At 46.9% G+C, this 18,027-nt stretch carries 15 protein-coding genes; 2 read left to right on the top strand and 13 right to left on the bottom strand.

Annotated features, from left to right (window positions below; all coding sequences use genetic code 11):
• From GRP75_RS02340 to ftsE, 8 genes are all read right to left on the bottom strand, one after another.
• The coding region (locus GRP75_RS02340; RefSeq protein ID WP_202403940.1) for a glycoside hydrolase family 44 protein at window positions 1-1,456 on the bottom strand (1,456 nt) is incomplete at its 3' end.
• Window positions 1,457-1,758: 302 nt separating this feature from the next.
• Entirely contained in the window at window positions 1,759-2,142 is a 384-nt protein-coding gene (locus GRP75_RS02335; RefSeq protein WP_023990615.1) for a hypothetical protein, read from the bottom strand.
• Between the two features lie 273 nt (window positions 2,143-2,415).
• Window positions 2,416-2,973: a class I SAM-dependent methyltransferase gene (locus GRP75_RS02330; RefSeq protein ID WP_023990616.1), complete on the bottom strand. Its 558-nt coding sequence runs from the start codon at window positions 2,971-2,973 to the stop codon at window positions 2,416-2,418.
• 177 nt (window positions 2,974-3,150) lie between these two features.
• Window positions 3,151-4,467 (bottom strand): PDZ domain-containing protein, encoded by a 1,317-nt coding sequence (locus GRP75_RS02325; protein WP_075154838.1) that lies wholly within the window; start codon window positions 4,465-4,467, stop codon window positions 3,151-3,153.
• Between the two features lie 165 nt (window positions 4,468-4,632).
• A complete protein-coding gene (locus GRP75_RS02320; RefSeq protein WP_023990618.1) occupies window positions 4,633-6,099 on the bottom strand; it encodes a S41 family peptidase in 1,467 nt (488 codons plus the stop codon).
• Window positions 6,100-6,305: 206 nt separating this feature from the next.
• On the bottom strand, window positions 6,306-7,589 hold the full coding sequence (locus GRP75_RS02315) for a M23 family metallopeptidase (protein ID WP_023990619.1): 1,284 nt from the start codon (window positions 7,587-7,589) through the stop codon (window positions 6,306-6,308).
• An 86-nt stretch (window positions 7,590-7,675) separates the two neighbouring features.
• The gene (gene ftsX / locus GRP75_RS02310; RefSeq protein ID WP_013312238.1) at window positions 7,676-8,593 is read right to left on the bottom strand and encodes a permease-like cell division protein FtsX; all 918 of its coding nucleotides are present in this window, start codon (window positions 8,591-8,593) and stop codon (window positions 7,676-7,678) included.
• Window positions 8,583-9,269: a cell division ATP-binding protein FtsE gene (ftsE, locus tag GRP75_RS02305; RefSeq protein WP_023990620.1), complete on the bottom strand. Its 687-nt coding sequence runs from the start codon at window positions 9,267-9,269 to the stop codon at window positions 8,583-8,585. Before ftsE ends, ftsX begins: the two co-directional genes overlap by 11 nt.
• 223 nt (window positions 9,270-9,492) lie before the next feature.
• Between ftsE and GRP75_RS02300 the strand changes: the two genes are divergently transcribed.
• Window positions 9,493-10,911 carry a VanW family protein gene (locus GRP75_RS02300; RefSeq protein ID WP_160788516.1) on the top strand — a complete coding sequence of 473 codons (1,419 nt, stop codon included), beginning with the start codon at window positions 9,493-9,495 and terminating at the stop codon, window positions 10,909-10,911.
• Window positions 10,912-10,982: 71 nt separating this feature from the next.
• Here GRP75_RS02300 and GRP75_RS02295 read toward each other — a convergent pair whose 3' ends face one another.
• Window positions 10,983-12,158, bottom strand: coding sequence for an S-layer homology domain-containing protein (locus tag GRP75_RS02295; protein WP_160788515.1), 1,176 nt, complete (start codon window positions 12,156-12,158; stop codon window positions 10,983-10,985).
• A gap of 266 nt (window positions 12,159-12,424) precedes the next feature.
• Between GRP75_RS02295 and GRP75_RS02290 the strand changes: the two genes are divergently transcribed.
• Complete coding sequence (locus GRP75_RS02290) at window positions 12,425-13,213, top strand: alpha/beta hydrolase (protein WP_160788514.1); 789 nt, start codon at window positions 12,425-12,427, stop codon at window positions 13,211-13,213.
• A gap of 74 nt (window positions 13,214-13,287) precedes the next feature.
• Here the strand turns inward: GRP75_RS02290 and GRP75_RS02285 are convergent, their stop codons facing one another.
• The 4 genes from GRP75_RS02285 to GRP75_RS02270 form a co-directional block, all read right to left on the bottom strand.
• On the bottom strand, window positions 13,288-14,922 hold the full coding sequence (locus tag GRP75_RS02285) for a glycosyltransferase family 39 protein (protein ID WP_075154842.1): 1,635 nt from the start codon (window positions 14,920-14,922) through the stop codon (window positions 13,288-13,290).
• 103 nt (window positions 14,923-15,025) lie between these two features.
• Entirely contained in the window at window positions 15,026-16,627 is a 1,602-nt protein-coding gene (locus GRP75_RS02280; RefSeq protein ID WP_160788513.1) for an ArnT family glycosyltransferase, read from the bottom strand.
• A complete protein-coding gene (locus tag GRP75_RS02275) occupies window positions 16,624-17,043 on the bottom strand; it encodes a GtrA family protein (RefSeq protein ID WP_023990626.1) in 420 nt (139 codons plus the stop codon). The genes GRP75_RS02280 and GRP75_RS02275 overlap by 4 nt, the downstream gene beginning before the upstream one ends.
• The gene (locus tag GRP75_RS02270) at window positions 17,006-18,013 is read right to left on the bottom strand and encodes a glycosyltransferase family 2 protein (RefSeq protein WP_160788512.1); all 1,008 of its coding nucleotides are present in this window, start codon (window positions 18,011-18,013) and stop codon (window positions 17,006-17,008) included. Before GRP75_RS02270 ends, GRP75_RS02275 begins: the two co-directional genes overlap by 38 nt.
• Window positions 18,014-18,027: the final 14 nt, after the last annotated feature.

The following is an 18,027-nucleotide window of genomic DNA, read 5'->3' as shown; positions in this document are numbered from 1 at the left end:
CAACGAGGTGCAGTTCTTTGTAGGATGCATCCGTTACGGAAGCATGCACCGAGCTATTAACAATATCCGACGTTTGCGCATGAACGCTGATATCACCGAAAGTAGAGCTTTTTCCGTCATAATTGCGGTAAAGCTTGTAAGCGGCACTAACGTAGTTATTAGCACCATCCTTTAACTTCCAGTAGTTTGCCATATAGACGTCGTTTTTGCCCAAGATGCCCAGCACATCAGTCATAGCGATACCGCCGGAAATATCATTTTCGCCACCATAGCTATACTCAGTCAAAGCCAGCTTGGTTCCTGGGTAATACTTATCCACCGACTGCTTTAATCGAGGCAGTAAAGGCAAGAATTCACTGTTCCATTGAGCAATCCAGCTATCTTCCTTGTAGGTCGGGTCCCACAAAGTACGAGGCGCTTGCATTCTGGCTTTCTTCGTTTCGTCGTTGCCTACCTCATTTGTAATTCGTATGCCTCCGCCCATCGCTTCAGGATACCAGTGTACATCGAAGACATCCAGCAATCTCTTGCCTTCGGCTTGCGAGCTGAGGCGCATTTGATCGAGGTAATAGTCCACGAACCAGCTGTAGTTGCCTTTTACAGAGTTCCAATCAGGTGCAGTTTGAAGATCTTTATAGGCGCCAAAACCGTAAAGAACGGGCCCAAAAATTTCCGCACCCGCGTCAACCGCCTTAGCGGCTTTGGATAAACTTACCGACCGGTCTACCAACTCTTTCGCTCCGACCTTTTCACCATGAATGCGCGGATGCGTATGCGACCAGAGAGCGGGTTCATTGTCGAGCGAGTATCCTTTCACGCCCGTTTTTGTTGAAGCAACGCCGTACTTTTTCACTAAAAAGTTGACGAATTCATCCGCATAAACCTGATTGTCTTTCAGATCAGGCTGCAATTGAAACGGCGCATTTTTAGCGTTTACGACCTCATTCCACCGAGCGGAAGGAGCCTTTTCGCTTTCCTGCACACTTCCGTTTCCATCCTTGGCCACATAACCGGCCATCGGCAGTGTGACTAAAGAATATGTGCCCTGCTTCAGCGATTGATCGTGAAACGAGGTTGCCACCGCACCTGGCTTTTCACATTCGGCTTTTGTCAATCCGGCGTTGTCGCATAAATAGCTATCGCTGGACTGCATCCAGTCGCTTCCTGCATTGGACATATTGTTTTCCCAGTTATATCCGGTCATTCGATTGCCACCAAGTCGTCTGGCAGTCAGATTCTCATCGCCTGCCAACTCCTGATTCGTACCGTAAATATAAGGGCTAATAGGCTTACGATCCTTGGATGTATCGACTTTAATGGTAACAGTCTTTGCCGTTTGACCGTGAACTACAGTTGGAGTCGGTAGAGCACCCCCTACTATAATCGTGCATGCCATGACGACAGGCAGCCATTTGGAACGTTTGGACCAAATACTACTACTATTTTTCGCCTTCATGCCGCTTCCTCCCTTCAATTTAAAAAGAGCGGCACCCATACGAATGCCCCTCCTTGAGGCTTTAAGGCCCCTTCCCTGTCCCCAAACGAGCTTATCGTTCCGTTGCAGCGTCATATCCGTGCTTGAAATGTTCCAGCCGAAAACAACACCCTCTTTCTTTGAAACTGGATTTATAATATTACCTTAACACAAAGGTATATTGACATTTTTAACTATTATTTTAATTAGCTAGTATTAATTTCTTAAATAACCATATAGCTTGAGGTATCACAATAGCTCTTGCTCATCCACACTCGTCTTCCCTAGCGCACTTTATCCTTTTGAATAAGCTTATAATAGATGCGTGCAGGCTCTGATTCTCCAGTGGATAAAATGTATTCTGCTAAAGGTGCGCACAGTTTTTGGAGATAAAAGGAGTATAGCAGCTCGGCCGTGTCAAAATGAATTTTCAACACTTGCTTCATCAAGCCTTCGAATTTGGAGTAATCCAGTTCTTCCGGGGTAATATCAAACGGGTACTCAGGAAAGGTTTTTTTCTGAATTTCAACAAACTGCTCCCTAAGCTTCGGTTGATTGCCTGAACGGGCAGCCGAGAAATTCATCATAAAAAAAGATACAAAATCCGTCTCACGGTCACTTAACTCATAGTACTCACACCAACGCATGAATATCAGCGGTTTTACCATATATAAATCTCCTTTAACAAAAGTTCAGATTTATCATGAATCTTACAAAAATCTAGCGGGTTCCATCTTATGTAATATATAGGTTAAGCCCCATTTTAAAATATGATTCCTTAAATGAATTTTGCTTTTTAACATATCCCCTTCTTATATATCCATAAAAGTGCACAACAAAAAAAGACTGTTTCAGCATTTTAATGACGCTGACCAAGTCTTCTCATAATTATCCGTATATTCACATTCGTATTTATTCTAATCCTCTACATAGCTGCAAGGTTACAGGCTGCAAGTGAACACATAAGCGGGAGGGACATTGCAGTTTACCTTTTTAATCTGAATGTCAGCAAAAAAGGTGCGAAAAAAATTGTGTTTGACCTTGCTGTACTGGAACGTAATAAATTTGCCTTCCTGGCCCAAAACCTCAGCCGTTTGTCCCAAAATGAGGCTGGATAATGCAGCGGGCAAGCTGGTGAAAGGGAGCCCTGACACGACATAATCCACTTTTGGGACCTCATACTGTCGTATATACTGCGCTACATGCTCAGCCGATCCATGAATAATGTGTACCCTCTCCAGGTGTCCGTACTTGCTTTGTAGCGTTTTGTAAAACGATTCATTAGCTTCAATCACTAAAAGTAGCGTTTCTGGACGCTTGTTCAAAATAAGCTCTTGCGTAAACACACCGGTTCCTGCACCATATTCAATAATGCACGATGCTTTGTCAAAGTAAATCGGTGTGGCAATTTGTTTGGCCAACTGTCTTGAGCTGGGTATAACAGCGCCTACGCTACGTGGATGCCTGATGTACTCTCGAATAAAGTGAATCGCGTTCATCTTTTTCTCTCCCTGCTTGACACACATGATAGGCATTCGGTTCATCAACACTTCTTATTACATATTCATTGTATACCGATCAGAATATTGATTTCAAGCAGGCTACTGTCGGCATATAAAAAGAGCGTAGCCTTATTCGACTCTAATCAAATAATGACTACCCTCTTGTTGTAACATCTATTTGTCCATGGTATCCAAATGTGCACCCTCTGCCTGCGATGCCTGTCCAGCTTTACGTCGTCGTGCGCCTATGTGCATGGCAACAATCCGATAGATGGAGGCTGGCTGTATGGATACGGCCCAGCTCGCGTCTGCATCCGGTGCAAGCACGACCCCTAGCTGGTGATGATCGCCATCGTACATGCCTCGCTGCACAAACTTGCTCTCGCCCTGCAGATTGCGTACCTCCAGCTTACAAAAAGCAGAGTTGATTCGCAAGGCCTGGTGTAACTCGGCACGGGTATTCACAACAACCCCATTCACGCGGTAAATGGCCTCGCCCGGCAGTATGCCCATGGCTGTCGCTGGACTGTCTGGCAGCACAGCGAGAACACGCATCCCTTGCTCCGGATGGACAAACATCGGGCTAAGACGACTTTCCTCTATATTACCATACCAGATCAGCGCCTCATGAGCCAGAAAGGAGAATAACGCTGCTAACAATATCAGCGGACTCCACCATGCAGCCAGCAAGCTCAGCAGAAGTAAAGCCACACTATACAGGAGCAAACGGTTCGAAGTAAGTACCGCCTTCTGTCGTGGTAGCTGGCCTAGCGTCACGCTGCTGAAGCCCATCAGGACTGGCAAGGCTGCCAGCATATACCCGGTTCCGGCATCGCCGCCGAACAAAGGTGTCCAGGGAAGCGTGAATCCTCCCTGAGTCGGTACCAACAACAACAACGGAATGGGCCAGAGGTCTTCCATACGATAACCGCCAACCAATCTTCCCCGTTTGCCCTCGACAAACAGCGGAGTGGCCGCCTTCCCCCCTTGCCAGCGAACCAACAGCGCCTCAGCCACATGCAGCACGGCGACCAACACCAACAGTGCTGGAATATCCAATCCGCGGATGGCTGCTACTGATGTTCCGAGCGCTCCCCCAGGTTGCCAGCCACTGGCCACGTTTAAGAAAAACTGAACCACACCTAGCAGACCTACCGAATAAGCGAGACACAGGTAACGGACGCGTACCAGCATGAGCAGTAATGTCGCTACCCACAGGCACACGATGGAAGCCGAGCTCAGATGCACACTGACGAACATTCCCAGAGCAGATAGCGCCATTCCAGCAAGCAAACCACTCCATACGACACGCCAGGTCTCTGCAGCCCAGCTATGCATTTTGGTATGAAATAGCTTGCGCTCCAGCAGCATTTGCCGACGATAACCAAGTGCTACAATGAGTATTGAGATATAATAAAACGGCTGCAAAAGCAGGTACAAGCAAGCATTCAAGACGCTCCATCCCCATTGTAATGCCCATTCCAAGTCCATTCACACTCCTTATGCCCCTGGCCCGCTGTATAGCGGATCACGTACATTTCATATCCATTTATTCTATATGAAATTGCCAACGTAGGGAAGACAAACCGACAGACTGCAAATAAATCCCAATATAAAAGGAGGCTGTTTCCAGCCCCCCTTGTTGTAGCCTCACTATTATTTCGCTGCGCTTGTCTTCATTTCCTTCCGAATCTCTTCAATCCCCTGCTTGAGTTGATTATCATTTTTCGGATCACGAATTTTCTCAATCAGCTTGGCTTCCATCGCTGCTGCTGTCTTCGCATCAATGATGCCGCTAGCCGTCAGCTTCGCTTGTTTTTGGAAAGCAATAACAGAGCTTTCAGTTACTTTGTCAAAATAGCCATCCTCGCGACCTGGTTTGTAACCCAAGCCTTGCAGAATGATTTGTGCATTTTTCACATCACTGCTATTCATATTGTATTTCAAGGACTTTTCCTTGTTCAACGGTGCTGCTGTGAAGTATTCAGGCTGTTCCACCGCGATATTCGGCTTAATCCCTTTTTTATGAATCCACGTTCCATTTGGCGTTAACCATTTGGCAATCGTGATTTTGAGCAGGCTACCGTCACCCATTTGCTTGTCATAGCTGGTTTGTACAGTACCTTTACCAAAGGAATTTTCCCCGATCAACACAGCACCTGCTGATTGCTGGAGAGCACCTGCCAGAATTTCGGACGCACTTGCGCTGCCTTTATTCATTAGCAAAGTCACTGGATAGTTCTTACGTGATCCTTTGGATTTCTCTTCTTCACGCTTCTGATTCTTGTCTTCCACTTGTACAATCGTTTTGCCAGAAGGTACAAATTGCTGTGCAATATCAATGACCACGGAAAGCACGCCGCCCGGGTTATTACGCACGTCAATGACGAGCCCTTTAAGCCCTTGTTTTTCGAGCTTCGCTAACTCTTCCTTGAAACGTTCTGCTGTATTCAAGGAGAACTGGGTGATCGTGATGACGCCTACACCGTCGCTTTCCATATGAGCCGTTACAGTTTCCATATCAATGTTGTCACGGGTAATCGTGTATTCGAGCGGATCAGGAGAGCCACTGCGCTGAATTTTGACTTTTGCCTGACTGCCTTTAGGCCCACGGATTTTGGAAACGGCCTTGTTTAGATCCAATCCGTCCAGTGTTTCACCATTAACAGACAAAATAATATCCTTAGAGCGTAACCCTGCCTTCTCTGCCGGGGAGCCTTTAATTGGCGTGACTACAACTACTTTCCCGTTTTCGGCAGCTACTTCGGCTCCGATCCCAGTAAAAGAACCTTCAATGGATTGCTCGAATTGTTGGGCAGTTTCTTTACCCATATAAGAGGAATACGGGTCGCCGAGCGACTCCATCATACCATTGATGGCGCCATCCACCAGCTTGGTACGATCCACATCCTGATAATATTGTCCCTGAATCAGGTCCATCGCCGTCTCGATTTTGCGGATATCACTTCTGGAGGTAGAACTGCTACCTGTCACACTCGCCAGCAGTCCTTCGCCCAGAGCGCTGTTCCCTACTGTAGTCGTTCCAGTATAGGCAAAAGTGAGCAGACTGCCGCCAAGCAGCCCGATCACCATCAAGAGTATCGCTGTACTTTTTTTCAACATCTAATCGTCCACCGCCTTCTCATTATCTTGTATCCTATTGCCTTACAACGCATATCCATCCACGAAGTATACGTCTAGCTTGTACGGAATATGTTAATTGTATCCTACTCCGTGTCTCAATGCACATGTTCTTCATCGGATATTAACCATTACAGCAAAGCCCTATCTACAACCGTAATGGCTATAAATAGGGCTTACCTTATCTACTATAAATAGTTCATCGGATTTACAGGTTTGTTATTTTCGCGCACCTCAAAATGACAGTGAGGTCCTGTGGAATTGCCCGTCGAACCAACTTCTGCAATTTTTTGACCACGTTTCACAGTCTGCCCGGTATGAACCACCGTACCGCCATTGCGAATGTGTCCGTATAGGGTCCATAGCCCGTCTCCATGGTCAATCACAACCGTATTTCCATAGCCACTCCACCATTCGGCAACAATGACAACACCATCTTCGGCTGCATGAATATCGGTTCCCTGAGGAGCCGCCATATCAACACCTGTGTGGCCTTTAAGCTTGCCGGTAATCGGATGTACCCGCATGCCAAAAGTAGATGAAAGTCGGTAATGGGATACAGGCGAAGCCAATGTGCCCGTTCCGCCTGTATACGTACTGGCTGCCGCATGGCTGGAATTCGAGGCGGCACCTGAGGATGAAGATGCATATCGTTTGGCTTCAGCCGCACGTGCAGCCGCTCTAGCGCGTGCTGCTTTGGCAGCCTGCTCCGCTCTAAGCTTGTTCTTCTCCTGCACCAGACCCACACGTTTGTTAGCGAGTGCTACCAGCATGTCATTTTGCTCTTCGCTGATTTCATCTGACTCAGCAATATCATGATCGTAATTGGAAATCAGTCTTTGTTTCTCTTTTTCCTTCGAATTCAGTTCTGCTTTGGCGTCCTGCTTGAGCGCATAGAGCTTCTTGGCATTTTTATATTCCGTGTCCAGCTGTTTCTTCTTGCTTACGACCAATGCCTTGTCCTTTTTATGCTCGTCCAACAGGATTTGATCCTGCTCCACGATCGTTTTCAAGGAATCTACCCGGCTGAGAAAGTCACTAAAACTGGACGAAGACATAAGCACGTCCATATATGAGACGGTTCCATCCGTATACATCAAACGCACACGAGTTTCCAGCATTTTTTCCCGTGACTGAATACGATCAATGGCCTCAGCTAAATCTTTTTTAGTCGCACGTAGATTATCTTCCGTTTGATCAATCTGAACCGCAACACGAGTCAGCTGATCACTGACGCTGTTAATCTGAGCAAGCACAATTTTCAGGTTTTGCACGGTTTTATTTTTGTAATGTTGAGCATACTGCTTATCTTGAGCAGCCTTTTCCTGTTGTTGCTTGGCAGATTGGGCCTGCTTTTCCAATTGGTTCAGCTGCGAATTGATTTCACTCATGCTTTTGGCATATCCGTCAGAAGGCTGGATTAGCAATGCGGCTACCAAGGTAGCGGCCAACACAGATCCTGTTTTTTTCAACTTGCACTCCCCATCCTTTATCGCAAAATAACACCGGGCTTCCCCGTTCTAATTGATACCGACCACGACGTCCAGCCAACGCTTCTTTATACTTTTAAGAACTTGCGCATGGACAGGGTACTGCCAACAATTCCGACCAGCATACCCAAAATAATCAGCAATGCACTCAACTGAATCCAAATGCCTTCAAGTGGCATAAGCTTCAACATATTCAGAGCTATATCGCCCTGAACGGCGGTCAGCAAACGCTGATAGCCAGTAAATAAAATACCTACAGTAATAAGGGAACCAATAAGACCAATAAGCGCGCCTTCGATAAAAAACGGCCAGCGTATAAAAAAGTTGGTCGCACCGACCAGCTTCATAATGCCAATCTCTCTGCGTCGTGCCAATATGGTCACTCGAATCGTATTCGAGATAAGGAACATGGACATGATCGCCAGTCCGGCGACGAATATAAAGCCTACATTACGAATAAGCTTCGTAATTGTAAAGAGTGTCTCTACGGTGCCTTTTCCATAACGAACCTTTAAAATCGGCTTCTCTGGATGCAACGTATTCAGCTTCTCAATCTTTTCGGCCACAAATGGAACCGTTGTTGGTTCAATAACTTCTACTACAATTTTGTCCGGTAACGGATTGCTGTCCTTATCAAAACCCTCCAGCAGCTCCTTGCCGCTGTCTCCCAGATCTTTGCGCAGCTCCTCCAAACCCTGAGCTTTAGTCACAAAGGTCGTTTTGCTGATTTCCGGCATCGCCGCAATTTCCTTTTGCAGTGTTTCGCGCATGTTCTGCTCTACATTTAGCTCCAGAAATACGTTAACCTCCACCTGACTATCTGCCTGATCAGCCAGGGAATTGACATTGAGCACCAGCATGATAAATACGCCCAATATAAGTAATGACACAATAATCGAGGTGACGGATGCCACGGACATCCAGCCATTGCGGAATATGTTTTTGAAACCTTCCCGCACATGACGTAAGAAGGTGTTAAAAGTCATATCCGTACTCCCCTCTTACCTGATCCCTTACGATGTTGCCATTTTCAATGGCAATTACACGTTTACGCATGGAGTTCACGATGTCCTTATTGTGGGTCGCCATTACAATAGTCGTGCCCCGAAAATTAATTTCGTCCAGCAACTGCATGATCTCCCACGATGTTTCGGGGTCCAGATTACCCGTAGGTTCATCGGCAATGATCACGGAAGGATTGTTCACGATCGCCCGTGCAATTGCTACACGCTGTTGCTCCCCACCGGAAAGTTGGGCAGGCTCACGATTCATTTTTGTTTTCAAGCCAACCAGTTCAAGCACTTCTGGTACCCGTTTGCGAATCAGCTTCTTAGGAGCTTCAATAACTTCCATAGCAAAAGCCACATTCTCATAAGCCGTCAAACGCGGCAAAAGCCGGAAATCCTGAAAAATGACTCCGATGTTACGACGAACGTAGGGAATTTTACGCTGCTTGAGCTTCCCGATATTAAAACCATTGACTGAAATTTGCCCCTTGGTAGGTACTTCTTCTCTATAAATAAGCTTCATAAAAGTCGATTTCCCCGCTCCAGACGGGCCGACTACGTATACAAATTCATTACGGTCAATTCTGACCGATACTCCTTGAAGTGCGTGGGTTCCGTTAGTATAGGTCTTCCACACATCCTGCATTTCAATCACTCGATCACTTCCCGCTGCTTAATCATATTACGCATAACCTAATATCCATTCGACATATTCCATGCATTTCCTTTAAAAACTTCTCTATTTCATCATACCGTTTATCATTGTAACAAATTTGTTACCTAAATAGTACCGAAAGTTTTCTGCTTTTGGCACATATATATGAATATTATGGCACACGAATCGCTATCAAGCTTATCAGACAGGAGACATCTGCATTATGAAAAAAATTCATTTATCTGTCATTTGGATATGGTCTGGTGTTCTGGCGCTGGCCATGTTGTGGGGAGGACTTCATCTGTACGCCGACAGACAAACGCTGCCGGAGGGAGTGAGGGTCGGAGGAATGAACGTAGGAAGCATGGATCACACAGCCGCTCTTCGGCTGGTGGATAAAAAATTGGATACATTGAAGCAACGTGGACTGCTTCTGACGGACAGTGACAGCAGTGCACAGGATATAAAACTTACACTCGGGGAAGCAGGAATTCATTATAAAGCGGAGGCATTTCGGAATGCCGTGAAGTCACTCAGCTCGGAGCATCTATGGACTCGTGTGCAGACACGTTTTAGCTTCGAAAAGGAATGGTCTATCACATCTTTCCGACAGGAGGAGATATTAAGGGCCCGATTCGGAGTCGATTGGGAGGAGCAACGATACGGCATGCCTATCAATGCTGTGCGTCAGATTGACGGGAATGATCAGGTTCGTTATATTCCGGGGCGTTCTGCCCGACGCCTGGATTGGCCCAGATTGGACGCCGCACTAGATAAGGCGCTGCCCAAGGATTTTACCGATTCGGAAGAGCCAGTACGAGTGGAATTACCTTTCCGTCAGCTGGAACCGAAAATTTCGGTGGACAGTCTACGGAACGAAGGGATTGAGCGCAAAATCGTTCAATTCTCCACCAGTCTCGGCAGTAGCTCGGAAGGACGCGTGTATAACGTTAATTCAGCGGCAAGCACCGTTGATGGTTTAATTCTCAAGCCAGGCGACATATTCGACTACGGTCAATTGATTGCCAAGGCCGAGCGCACTCATGGCTTTCGTGAAGCTCCAGTGATCGTGAACGGTCAGTTGGAGTCCGGCATAGGCGGCGGGATTTGTCAGGTATCCAGCACGGTGTATAATGCAGCACTGCGAGTCGGTTTGGACATTGTTGAGCGCCGCAACCATTCCTTGCCGGTCAGCTACCTGCCCAAAGGTCAGGATGCGACTTTTGCTACAGGGTCCATTAATTTTCGTTTTAGAAACAATACAGGCAAGCATTTACTACTTCGTGCGGCTGTCCAAAACCGAACGCTTACTGTTAAATTTTTTGGTACATTTCCGTCCAATGTTTCGTATGAACTGGAATCCCATACGGTTCGCATACTTCCCATACCGGAGAAGAGACTCCGTAATGACTCACTTTCTCCCGGCTTCTATCAAGTACTTCGGCAAGGCAAAGAAGGGTATGTGGTAGAAACATTCCGGGTAAAAAAGGTAGACGGAAAAACTGTAGATCGCACCCGAATCAGCCGCGATACGTATCGAGCGCAGCAACGCATTATAGCTAGTTATGGCGGTGGCACATCGTCTGAGCCACAAACACATGAACCCGAGAAATCTATTGTCGAGGACGGTATAAGCGAATAAACGAAAAATCCCCCTTCCACTGTCGGCTGGACTTGTTCCAGGCAGAGTGAAAGGGGGATTTTAGCTATAAATTACTCGCTGCGTTTACCCAAAACAGAAATTTCTACAGGCTCACTTTCGTTACCGTCTGCATCTTCAGCTTTGATTACCAGCCTAACCGTTGCTTTTTGAGCAAGCACACTGATACTAAATGTGCCATCATCTTTGGCTACTGCACTACCGATAGGCAGTTCGTTGGAATAGGCGGTTACTGTGGAACCTGCTTTAGCTGTCCCCGTAATTGTACCTTCTCCGTCATACACATCGTTGACTTTCAGTGCTTTCGTAGTTGCAACCGCGTCAGCAGCTGTGTCTGTAGTGCTTTCTGTAGTCGTATCCGTAGTTGTGTCAGTATCTGTGTCAGTATCTGTGTTGGTATCTATGGTTGTAGAGTTGTCCGTAGTCGTGCTATCTGTGCTGGTACTTGTGCTGCTATCTTCTGTTTCGCTGCCAGAAGTAGTCGACGTGTTACCATAAGTGGAATCTGTCACGTTGCCGTATGTGGAATCCGTCACCGTTCCACCAGGAGTCGTCGTCAGATTATCAACAGGGCTCAGGTTGTAACCGGAAGCAGCGTCCAGAATAGCAATCGCCTCTGCACGAGTCAGCGACTTCAGTGGCTGGAATTTACCATCTGGATAACCGTTGATGATTTTTTGCTCCGCAGCTGCAGCTACACTTTTCTTCGCCCAAGCTCCAATTTTGTCGGAGTCAATGAATTTAGTAACATCTGCTGCGTTACCGGCAGTGAGTCCAATAGCTTTGCCTACGATAGCCGCAGCCTCTTGACGTGTTACCTTACCATTTGGTTTGAGCTTGTTATCTGCATAGCCGCTTATGTAACCTGCATTCACGGCACTTGTCAGCTCGTTGTATGCCCAGTGAGAAGCTGGTACATCTGTGAACGTTCTGCTTCCATTACCGTTTACTTTTACACTGTCCGCATACGTTACGTCAGTCACAGCTGGAGTATCCTGCGTGAACGTACCCAAGCTGCGATTCAGAAGAACAATAAACTCTGCACGTGTGATTGCCGCATCTGGTTTCACCGCGCCGTCCAATTGTCCTGTGGCTGACCAGCGTTGCACCTGATCTCCAGCCCAATGACCACTTGTAGTTTGAGGAGCAGCTGCCGCTGCGCTGAATGCGCTAAGAATAAGACCTGTACTCAATACACCTGTAACTGTATTTCTTAACTTTTTTCCCATGCTATAAATTCCTCCTCTGATTGGATTCATCATTCTTTTTTAAACACTTTACCAGAAATCAAACCCAAATAACCCCCAAATTAAAAAAATCGTCCCATATAACCATTCCCCCTCCTAATGTAGGATAAATAAGAAACGGGACTTAATACCTAGTTATTCACTTGGATATGTATATTTAGACAGGCTAAGGTATACTGAATGAATACTCGGTCATATGCTGAAACACCGCAATGAGGTCACAAAACCCTAGGAAAAGAGGTCTTCTTATGGCTCTTATTCAATGTCAGTTTTATTCTGAAGTTCTTGGTCTGAGCACATCCATGAATGTTATTCTTCCTCAGGCAACCCGTTCGCAGATTGGACTGGAAGGCAAGCAAGGAACCGGGCCACATCCGACGCTGTATTTACTGCATGGACTATCGGACGATGATTCAACCTGGTTACGTCGAACCTCCATTGAACGCTATGTCGCCTCATTGGGCCTAGCTGTCGTCATGCCCCAGGTACATCGGAGCTTCTATACGAATATGGAGCAAGGCGCGGCTTATTGGACCTTTATCAGTGAAGAATTGCCAGCTTTGGCACGTTCATTCTTTCCTCTGTCCGACAAGCGTGAAGATAATTTTGTAGCCGGGCTTTCTATGGGTGGATATGGTGCTTTCAAACTGGCGCTCCGGCATCCAGAGCGTTTTGCAGCCGCTGCCAGCCTTTCGGGAGTCATGGATTTACACGCATCACGCACCGATCCTATGCAAAATGCGATGAATCCAGCGGAATGGCTTAACATTTTTGGTCCAGATGAAATACGTGGAACGGATCACGATTTGCTGGAACTGTTACAACGTCATGCTGCCTTGGGAACCTCACTTCCCCGGCTCTACCAATGCTGCGGCACGGAGGATTTCCTATATAAGGGAAATCAGGATTTTCGTGAAACATGTAATACTGCCGGAGTTCCGCTGACCTACGAAGAAGGTCCTGGAGCTCATGAATGGGGATACTGGGACGCGAAAATTCAGGATGTACTGGCGTGGCTACCGCTCAAAGAGCACTAAACAGGTTAAAAAATCCCCGCAGCTTCCCTCATCGCACCATGGCGAAGGGATAGGCTCGGGGATTTTTATGCACATTAGGGATTTGTCGTGGTCTCCGTCGATGGAGATCCTTTAGTTAGTGACTTGGGTAGCACCTTGTACAAGCGCCACTCACCGTTAAACTCACGTTCAAGCTGGACCCAAGGAGCGCCTTTTTCATATAAATTCGGATATACCATATTGATTTTACTCAGTGGCATGCCTGACATGATCTTAGGTACAAGGATATAATCCACATGGTTATCCTGCGGATAACTTAATGCCTTATTGAACAAATAATCACTGGTAATCAGGAAGCGTTTTGGATATTGGCTGTAGACAATCATGGTGTAGGCTGAAGCCGAATCGGTCATAATGGTAGACTTCGGCAGATGCTCATCCAACCAGACGGCAATCTTACGATCTGACTCCTGTCTCACATAGTTCACATTCCCCGTTCGTGTGAGAAAGCTGTTCTCATCCGGTGCAATATCCGGGCGAGTCAATGCATAGGAAAGTAATCCAGCGGTAAGCAGCAGACTGACGGACACCAGGCCAAAGGCTGCCCTCCGCCATCGTCCCTGAAGCTGGCTCAGCTCATAGGGCAACCAGGCTACGGTAATTGGGAACACGTACATAAAATAACGAAACCATCCGTACGAAGATTGCTTCATCATGAGTAAAAATTGCAACCCTGGCACTGACAGGAACAGCAGCAAAATAATCAATGTTCCCCATCGGAACAAGCGTCCACTCAACAGACGAATGAACAGAATAGCAAACAACGGTACCGAATACCAGAGTGTTTTGGAAGCAATAAATTTCAAGGCCACCAGCGGATTGGAGAAAATCTCTACAAACTTATCATCATTCAGCAGCTCTGCCGATTGGGCCGTGTTCGAATACTCCGAATTCAGGAAATAAAAAGCATTCCCCATAATGAGATAGTTAAAGAAAATCCACAACAGCCCGGAAAAGACCACGGGGAGCAGAAGCAGTAACCAAGTTGCCTCTACCTTGTGCAGTTTTTCTCGCAAGGCCAGTTCACGTCTGCCCATGTTCCGATGAAGAAACATGATCGCCAATACCACTCCACCCGCCATTGCCACGCCCAGAGGAACCGCTTCATAGCGAGTCCAGAACGCCATGGCAAGCGCTAATCCAGAAACAATAAGACTTGCCGTCATGCGATCCTTGAGCCACAATGCAAACTCAATCACCGTCATCATAATGAAGTATATGTATAGCGAATCGCTCAGCCCATTGGCACCAAACAGTAAAATAAACGGATTCAGTGCATACAACAGTGCCAGCATGATGCTCATCCGTGAGCTAAGCCCTGTTCTGACCCCCGCCCGATACAGCAACATAGCGGTCAAAGCAGCAAAGGTAGCACTAAGAATGACAGCAGCCAATCCATAGGTGGCTAATGCCGGAAAGATTGGATACAGCAGTAGAATCACCATTTCCAGAAGACTGGGTAGTGGATTCCAGATAAATCCGATTGCGCCCAGATGCGGGTCCCGGCTGTACAACACATAAAATGCATTAGCTACGCGACTGAGCGCGTCTGTGTGCATATATCCCAGAACATAGCTGAAATAGATGCCCGCAGACAGTTCCAATGCAAGTATAAATACAAACAGACCTATAGCCATCCATCTGCTTGCAGACCATTTGCGAAAGGACATTCCTCTCGTTCCCCCTCAAACTTCTTGCGGTGATACAGCTGTAGCCTACTCACACCCTACAGCTGTATGCTTTCCTCCGCTACGATGCACTAAAATATCATAATTATTTCGATTCTGCATGCTCTATTTTGTACAGTCGCCACTGACCGTCAAAGTCATGTACCAACGAGGCCCACGGCGCTCCCTTTTCGAACAAATCAGGATAGTTCCGGTTCACCTGATCCAGCGGTACCCCATCCACCAAGCGCGTGACCAAGACATAATCCACCTTGGAAGCAGGCAGATCCATTAAAGATTCCCCAAAGTCAAAATCACTCGTAATCATAAATTTCTTTGGAATTTTACTACTCAAAATAATCGGATAGGCGGCATAGGAATCTGTCAAAATGAGGGATGAACCATAATGCTCATCCAGCCACGGCGCTATTTTCCGCTCAATAATTTGCCGTTCGTAGCTTTCATTGCCACTATGCGTCAAATAGCTGTGTTCATCCGCTGCAATCGCGGGGTTCGTCAGTGCGTAGGATAACAAACCTGCTGTTACCAACATTCCTGCTGTTACCAGAGAGATTCCGATCCCCCTCATTTTTCCCTTCAATAAACTTAGCTCATACGGCAACCAGGCAACTGTAATCGGGAATACATACATAAAATATCGGAACCAGCCAAAAGAAGACTGCTTGAGCATCAGCAAAAGCTGAAGTCCAGGCACCGATAAAAAAATGGCCAGTAGCGTTAACGTGCTCCAACTCAACAGACGTTTGTCCAATAGTCGTATGAGCAAAATCGCAATCAACGGAGCAGCATACCATAAGGTTCGTTGCCCGATAAACTTTAGCATCAGCACAGGGTGGGCAAACATGGCCACAAAGCGTTGATCTTCCAACAAAACCACTGATTGTGTGGAATTGGAATATTGCGAGCGTAAAAAGTAAAGCGGATCGCCCATGATAATCCAGTTGAAAAAGAGCCAAAGCAGACCGGAAAAGACAAGCGGTAGCAACAATAGAAGCCATGTCGCCTCCACCTTGTACAGGCGCTCTTTTAAAGACAATTCCGTTCTAACCCTCTCTCTGTTTGTACGCCACCGATGCAGAAAAAAGATCGTCAGCAATACACCCAAAGCCATCGCAATACCCAGCGGAACTGCTTCATAGCGAACCCAAAAAGCCAATGCAAGCGCAAAACCGGATACGATCAGATGCGCCGCCTTGCGATCCTTCAACCACATACAAAATCGACTCACTGTCAGCAGGATGAAAAAGATATATGGCGAGTCACTCAAGCCGTTGAAGCCAAACAAAAACATAAATGGATTCAGTGAAAATAACAGCGCAATCAGCAAGCTGGTTGCACCGTGAAGCCCCAACTGTTTGCCCGTCGCATACAATAATGCCGCGCTCGCCCCTGCAAACAGGCTACTCACAATCACTGCCGCCAGCCCGTGGGAAGCGAGTACCGGAAATAAAGGATAAAACAACAGCACTATCAGTTCCATCAAACTGGGCAGCGGATTCCATACAAACCCGATAGCACCCAAGTGTGGGTCACGACTGTACAGCACATAAAATGCATTAGCCACTCGACTGAGCGCATCGGTATGCATATAGCCAAGATGCCATGCAAAATACACACCCACGGCCAGTTCAAGAGTAGTAATACAAGCAAACAATGATAGCAATTTTCCGTGTTTTCTTAAAATCATGAAACCTCTTTCTGACGCTGTTGCGGAACGGAGAAGATCCAGTAACGGTTCCAGATATAATTATGAACAGGCACGATGATGGTAGTTAGTACTTCACCGATCAGATACGACCAACCGATCCAGTGAATGGTCACGTACATCAGAGCGGCATTTAAGAGCAAGCCACAGGTACAGACCAATAAATATTTAAGAAACTGGGTGCGGCTTCCCTCGCCGGTAGGCTCGAACGTCCAGTTTCGGTTCAGCACATACGAAACGAGCAATGTAACCACGAATCCGATTGTAGTAGCCGTTACTGCTGGTACCGTAAACAACTCCACCAGCAACACAAGCACACCAACATGGATACCTGTACCCAGCAGCCCCACAATACCGTATTTAATGATTGGATACTTTAGATATGAACGTCTGATCATGTTGATTAAACTCCCTGTCCACCCACAATCGGTCAGCATTCGCCCGTTTATCTGCTATCAGATAGCGAGGCCTAGCTTTGACTTCGTGATATATGGCGGCAATATATTCTCCTACCACACCAATTGACAGCATGAGTACACTGCCAATAATCAAGAGCAGCAAAATGACAGTGGTAAAACCGGTCACAGCATCACCCGTTAATTTGCGCATTAAGGTCTGAATCCCCAATACGACTGAAATCAGCATAAAAATGAGGCCCATCAGACTTACTACCCGCAACGGTACTGTCGAAAACGAAACGATCGCTTCTGCTGCCAGTCGAGTCAGCCCTAACGGACTCCAGCGGCTTGGCCCCTCTTCGCGTGGAGCCACCCGGAATGAAATCTGGGTTTTACGGAAACCTAGCCAGGCCGTCATCCCGCGGAAAAACGGCATCCGCTCTGGCATCGCCATCCAGGCATCCACCACTCGTCGATCCAGTAGCTTATAATCAGAGGCATCCTTGAGATTAAAGCCCGTCAAGCGGTTCAGGGTCGCGTAGAACAAAGAAGCTCCGAGCTTTTTGCCCACCGACTCTTCTCCCCGAAATTCTTTCACACATTCGACCAAATCATAACCTTCATTTTGCCATAAACGTACCATTTCACCAATCATTTCAGGAGGATGCTGCAAATCACCGTCCATGACAATGATTGCATCGCCAGAGGCATTTTCCAAACCTGCACACAACGCCAGTTCCTTACCGAAGTTCCGACTCAGTCGGAGCGCGAGCAAAGAGGGCATACGACGGGACAATCCGGACAGCTTGAGCCACGTATCGTCTTTGGAACCATCATCTACTATGATGAGCTCATAGCGTGAGGTGACAACAGACAATACCCCATCAATTACCTTAAGTGAACGCTCGAGATGCGAGCTTTCATTGTACATGGGAATGACGACGGATAAAAAAGGTGTTTTTGTCTCCATTCTTGCTCCTTCTT

The sequence above is a fragment of the Paenibacillus sp. OT2-17 genome (assembly GCF_009827695.1).
In the GTDB taxonomy this organism is placed as follows: Bacteria; Bacillota; Bacilli; order Paenibacillales; family Paenibacillaceae; genus Paenibacillus; species Paenibacillus polymyxa_B.
The sequence above is the reverse complement of the archived record's forward strand: the minus strand, read 5'-3'. Positions and strand labels throughout refer to the sequence as shown.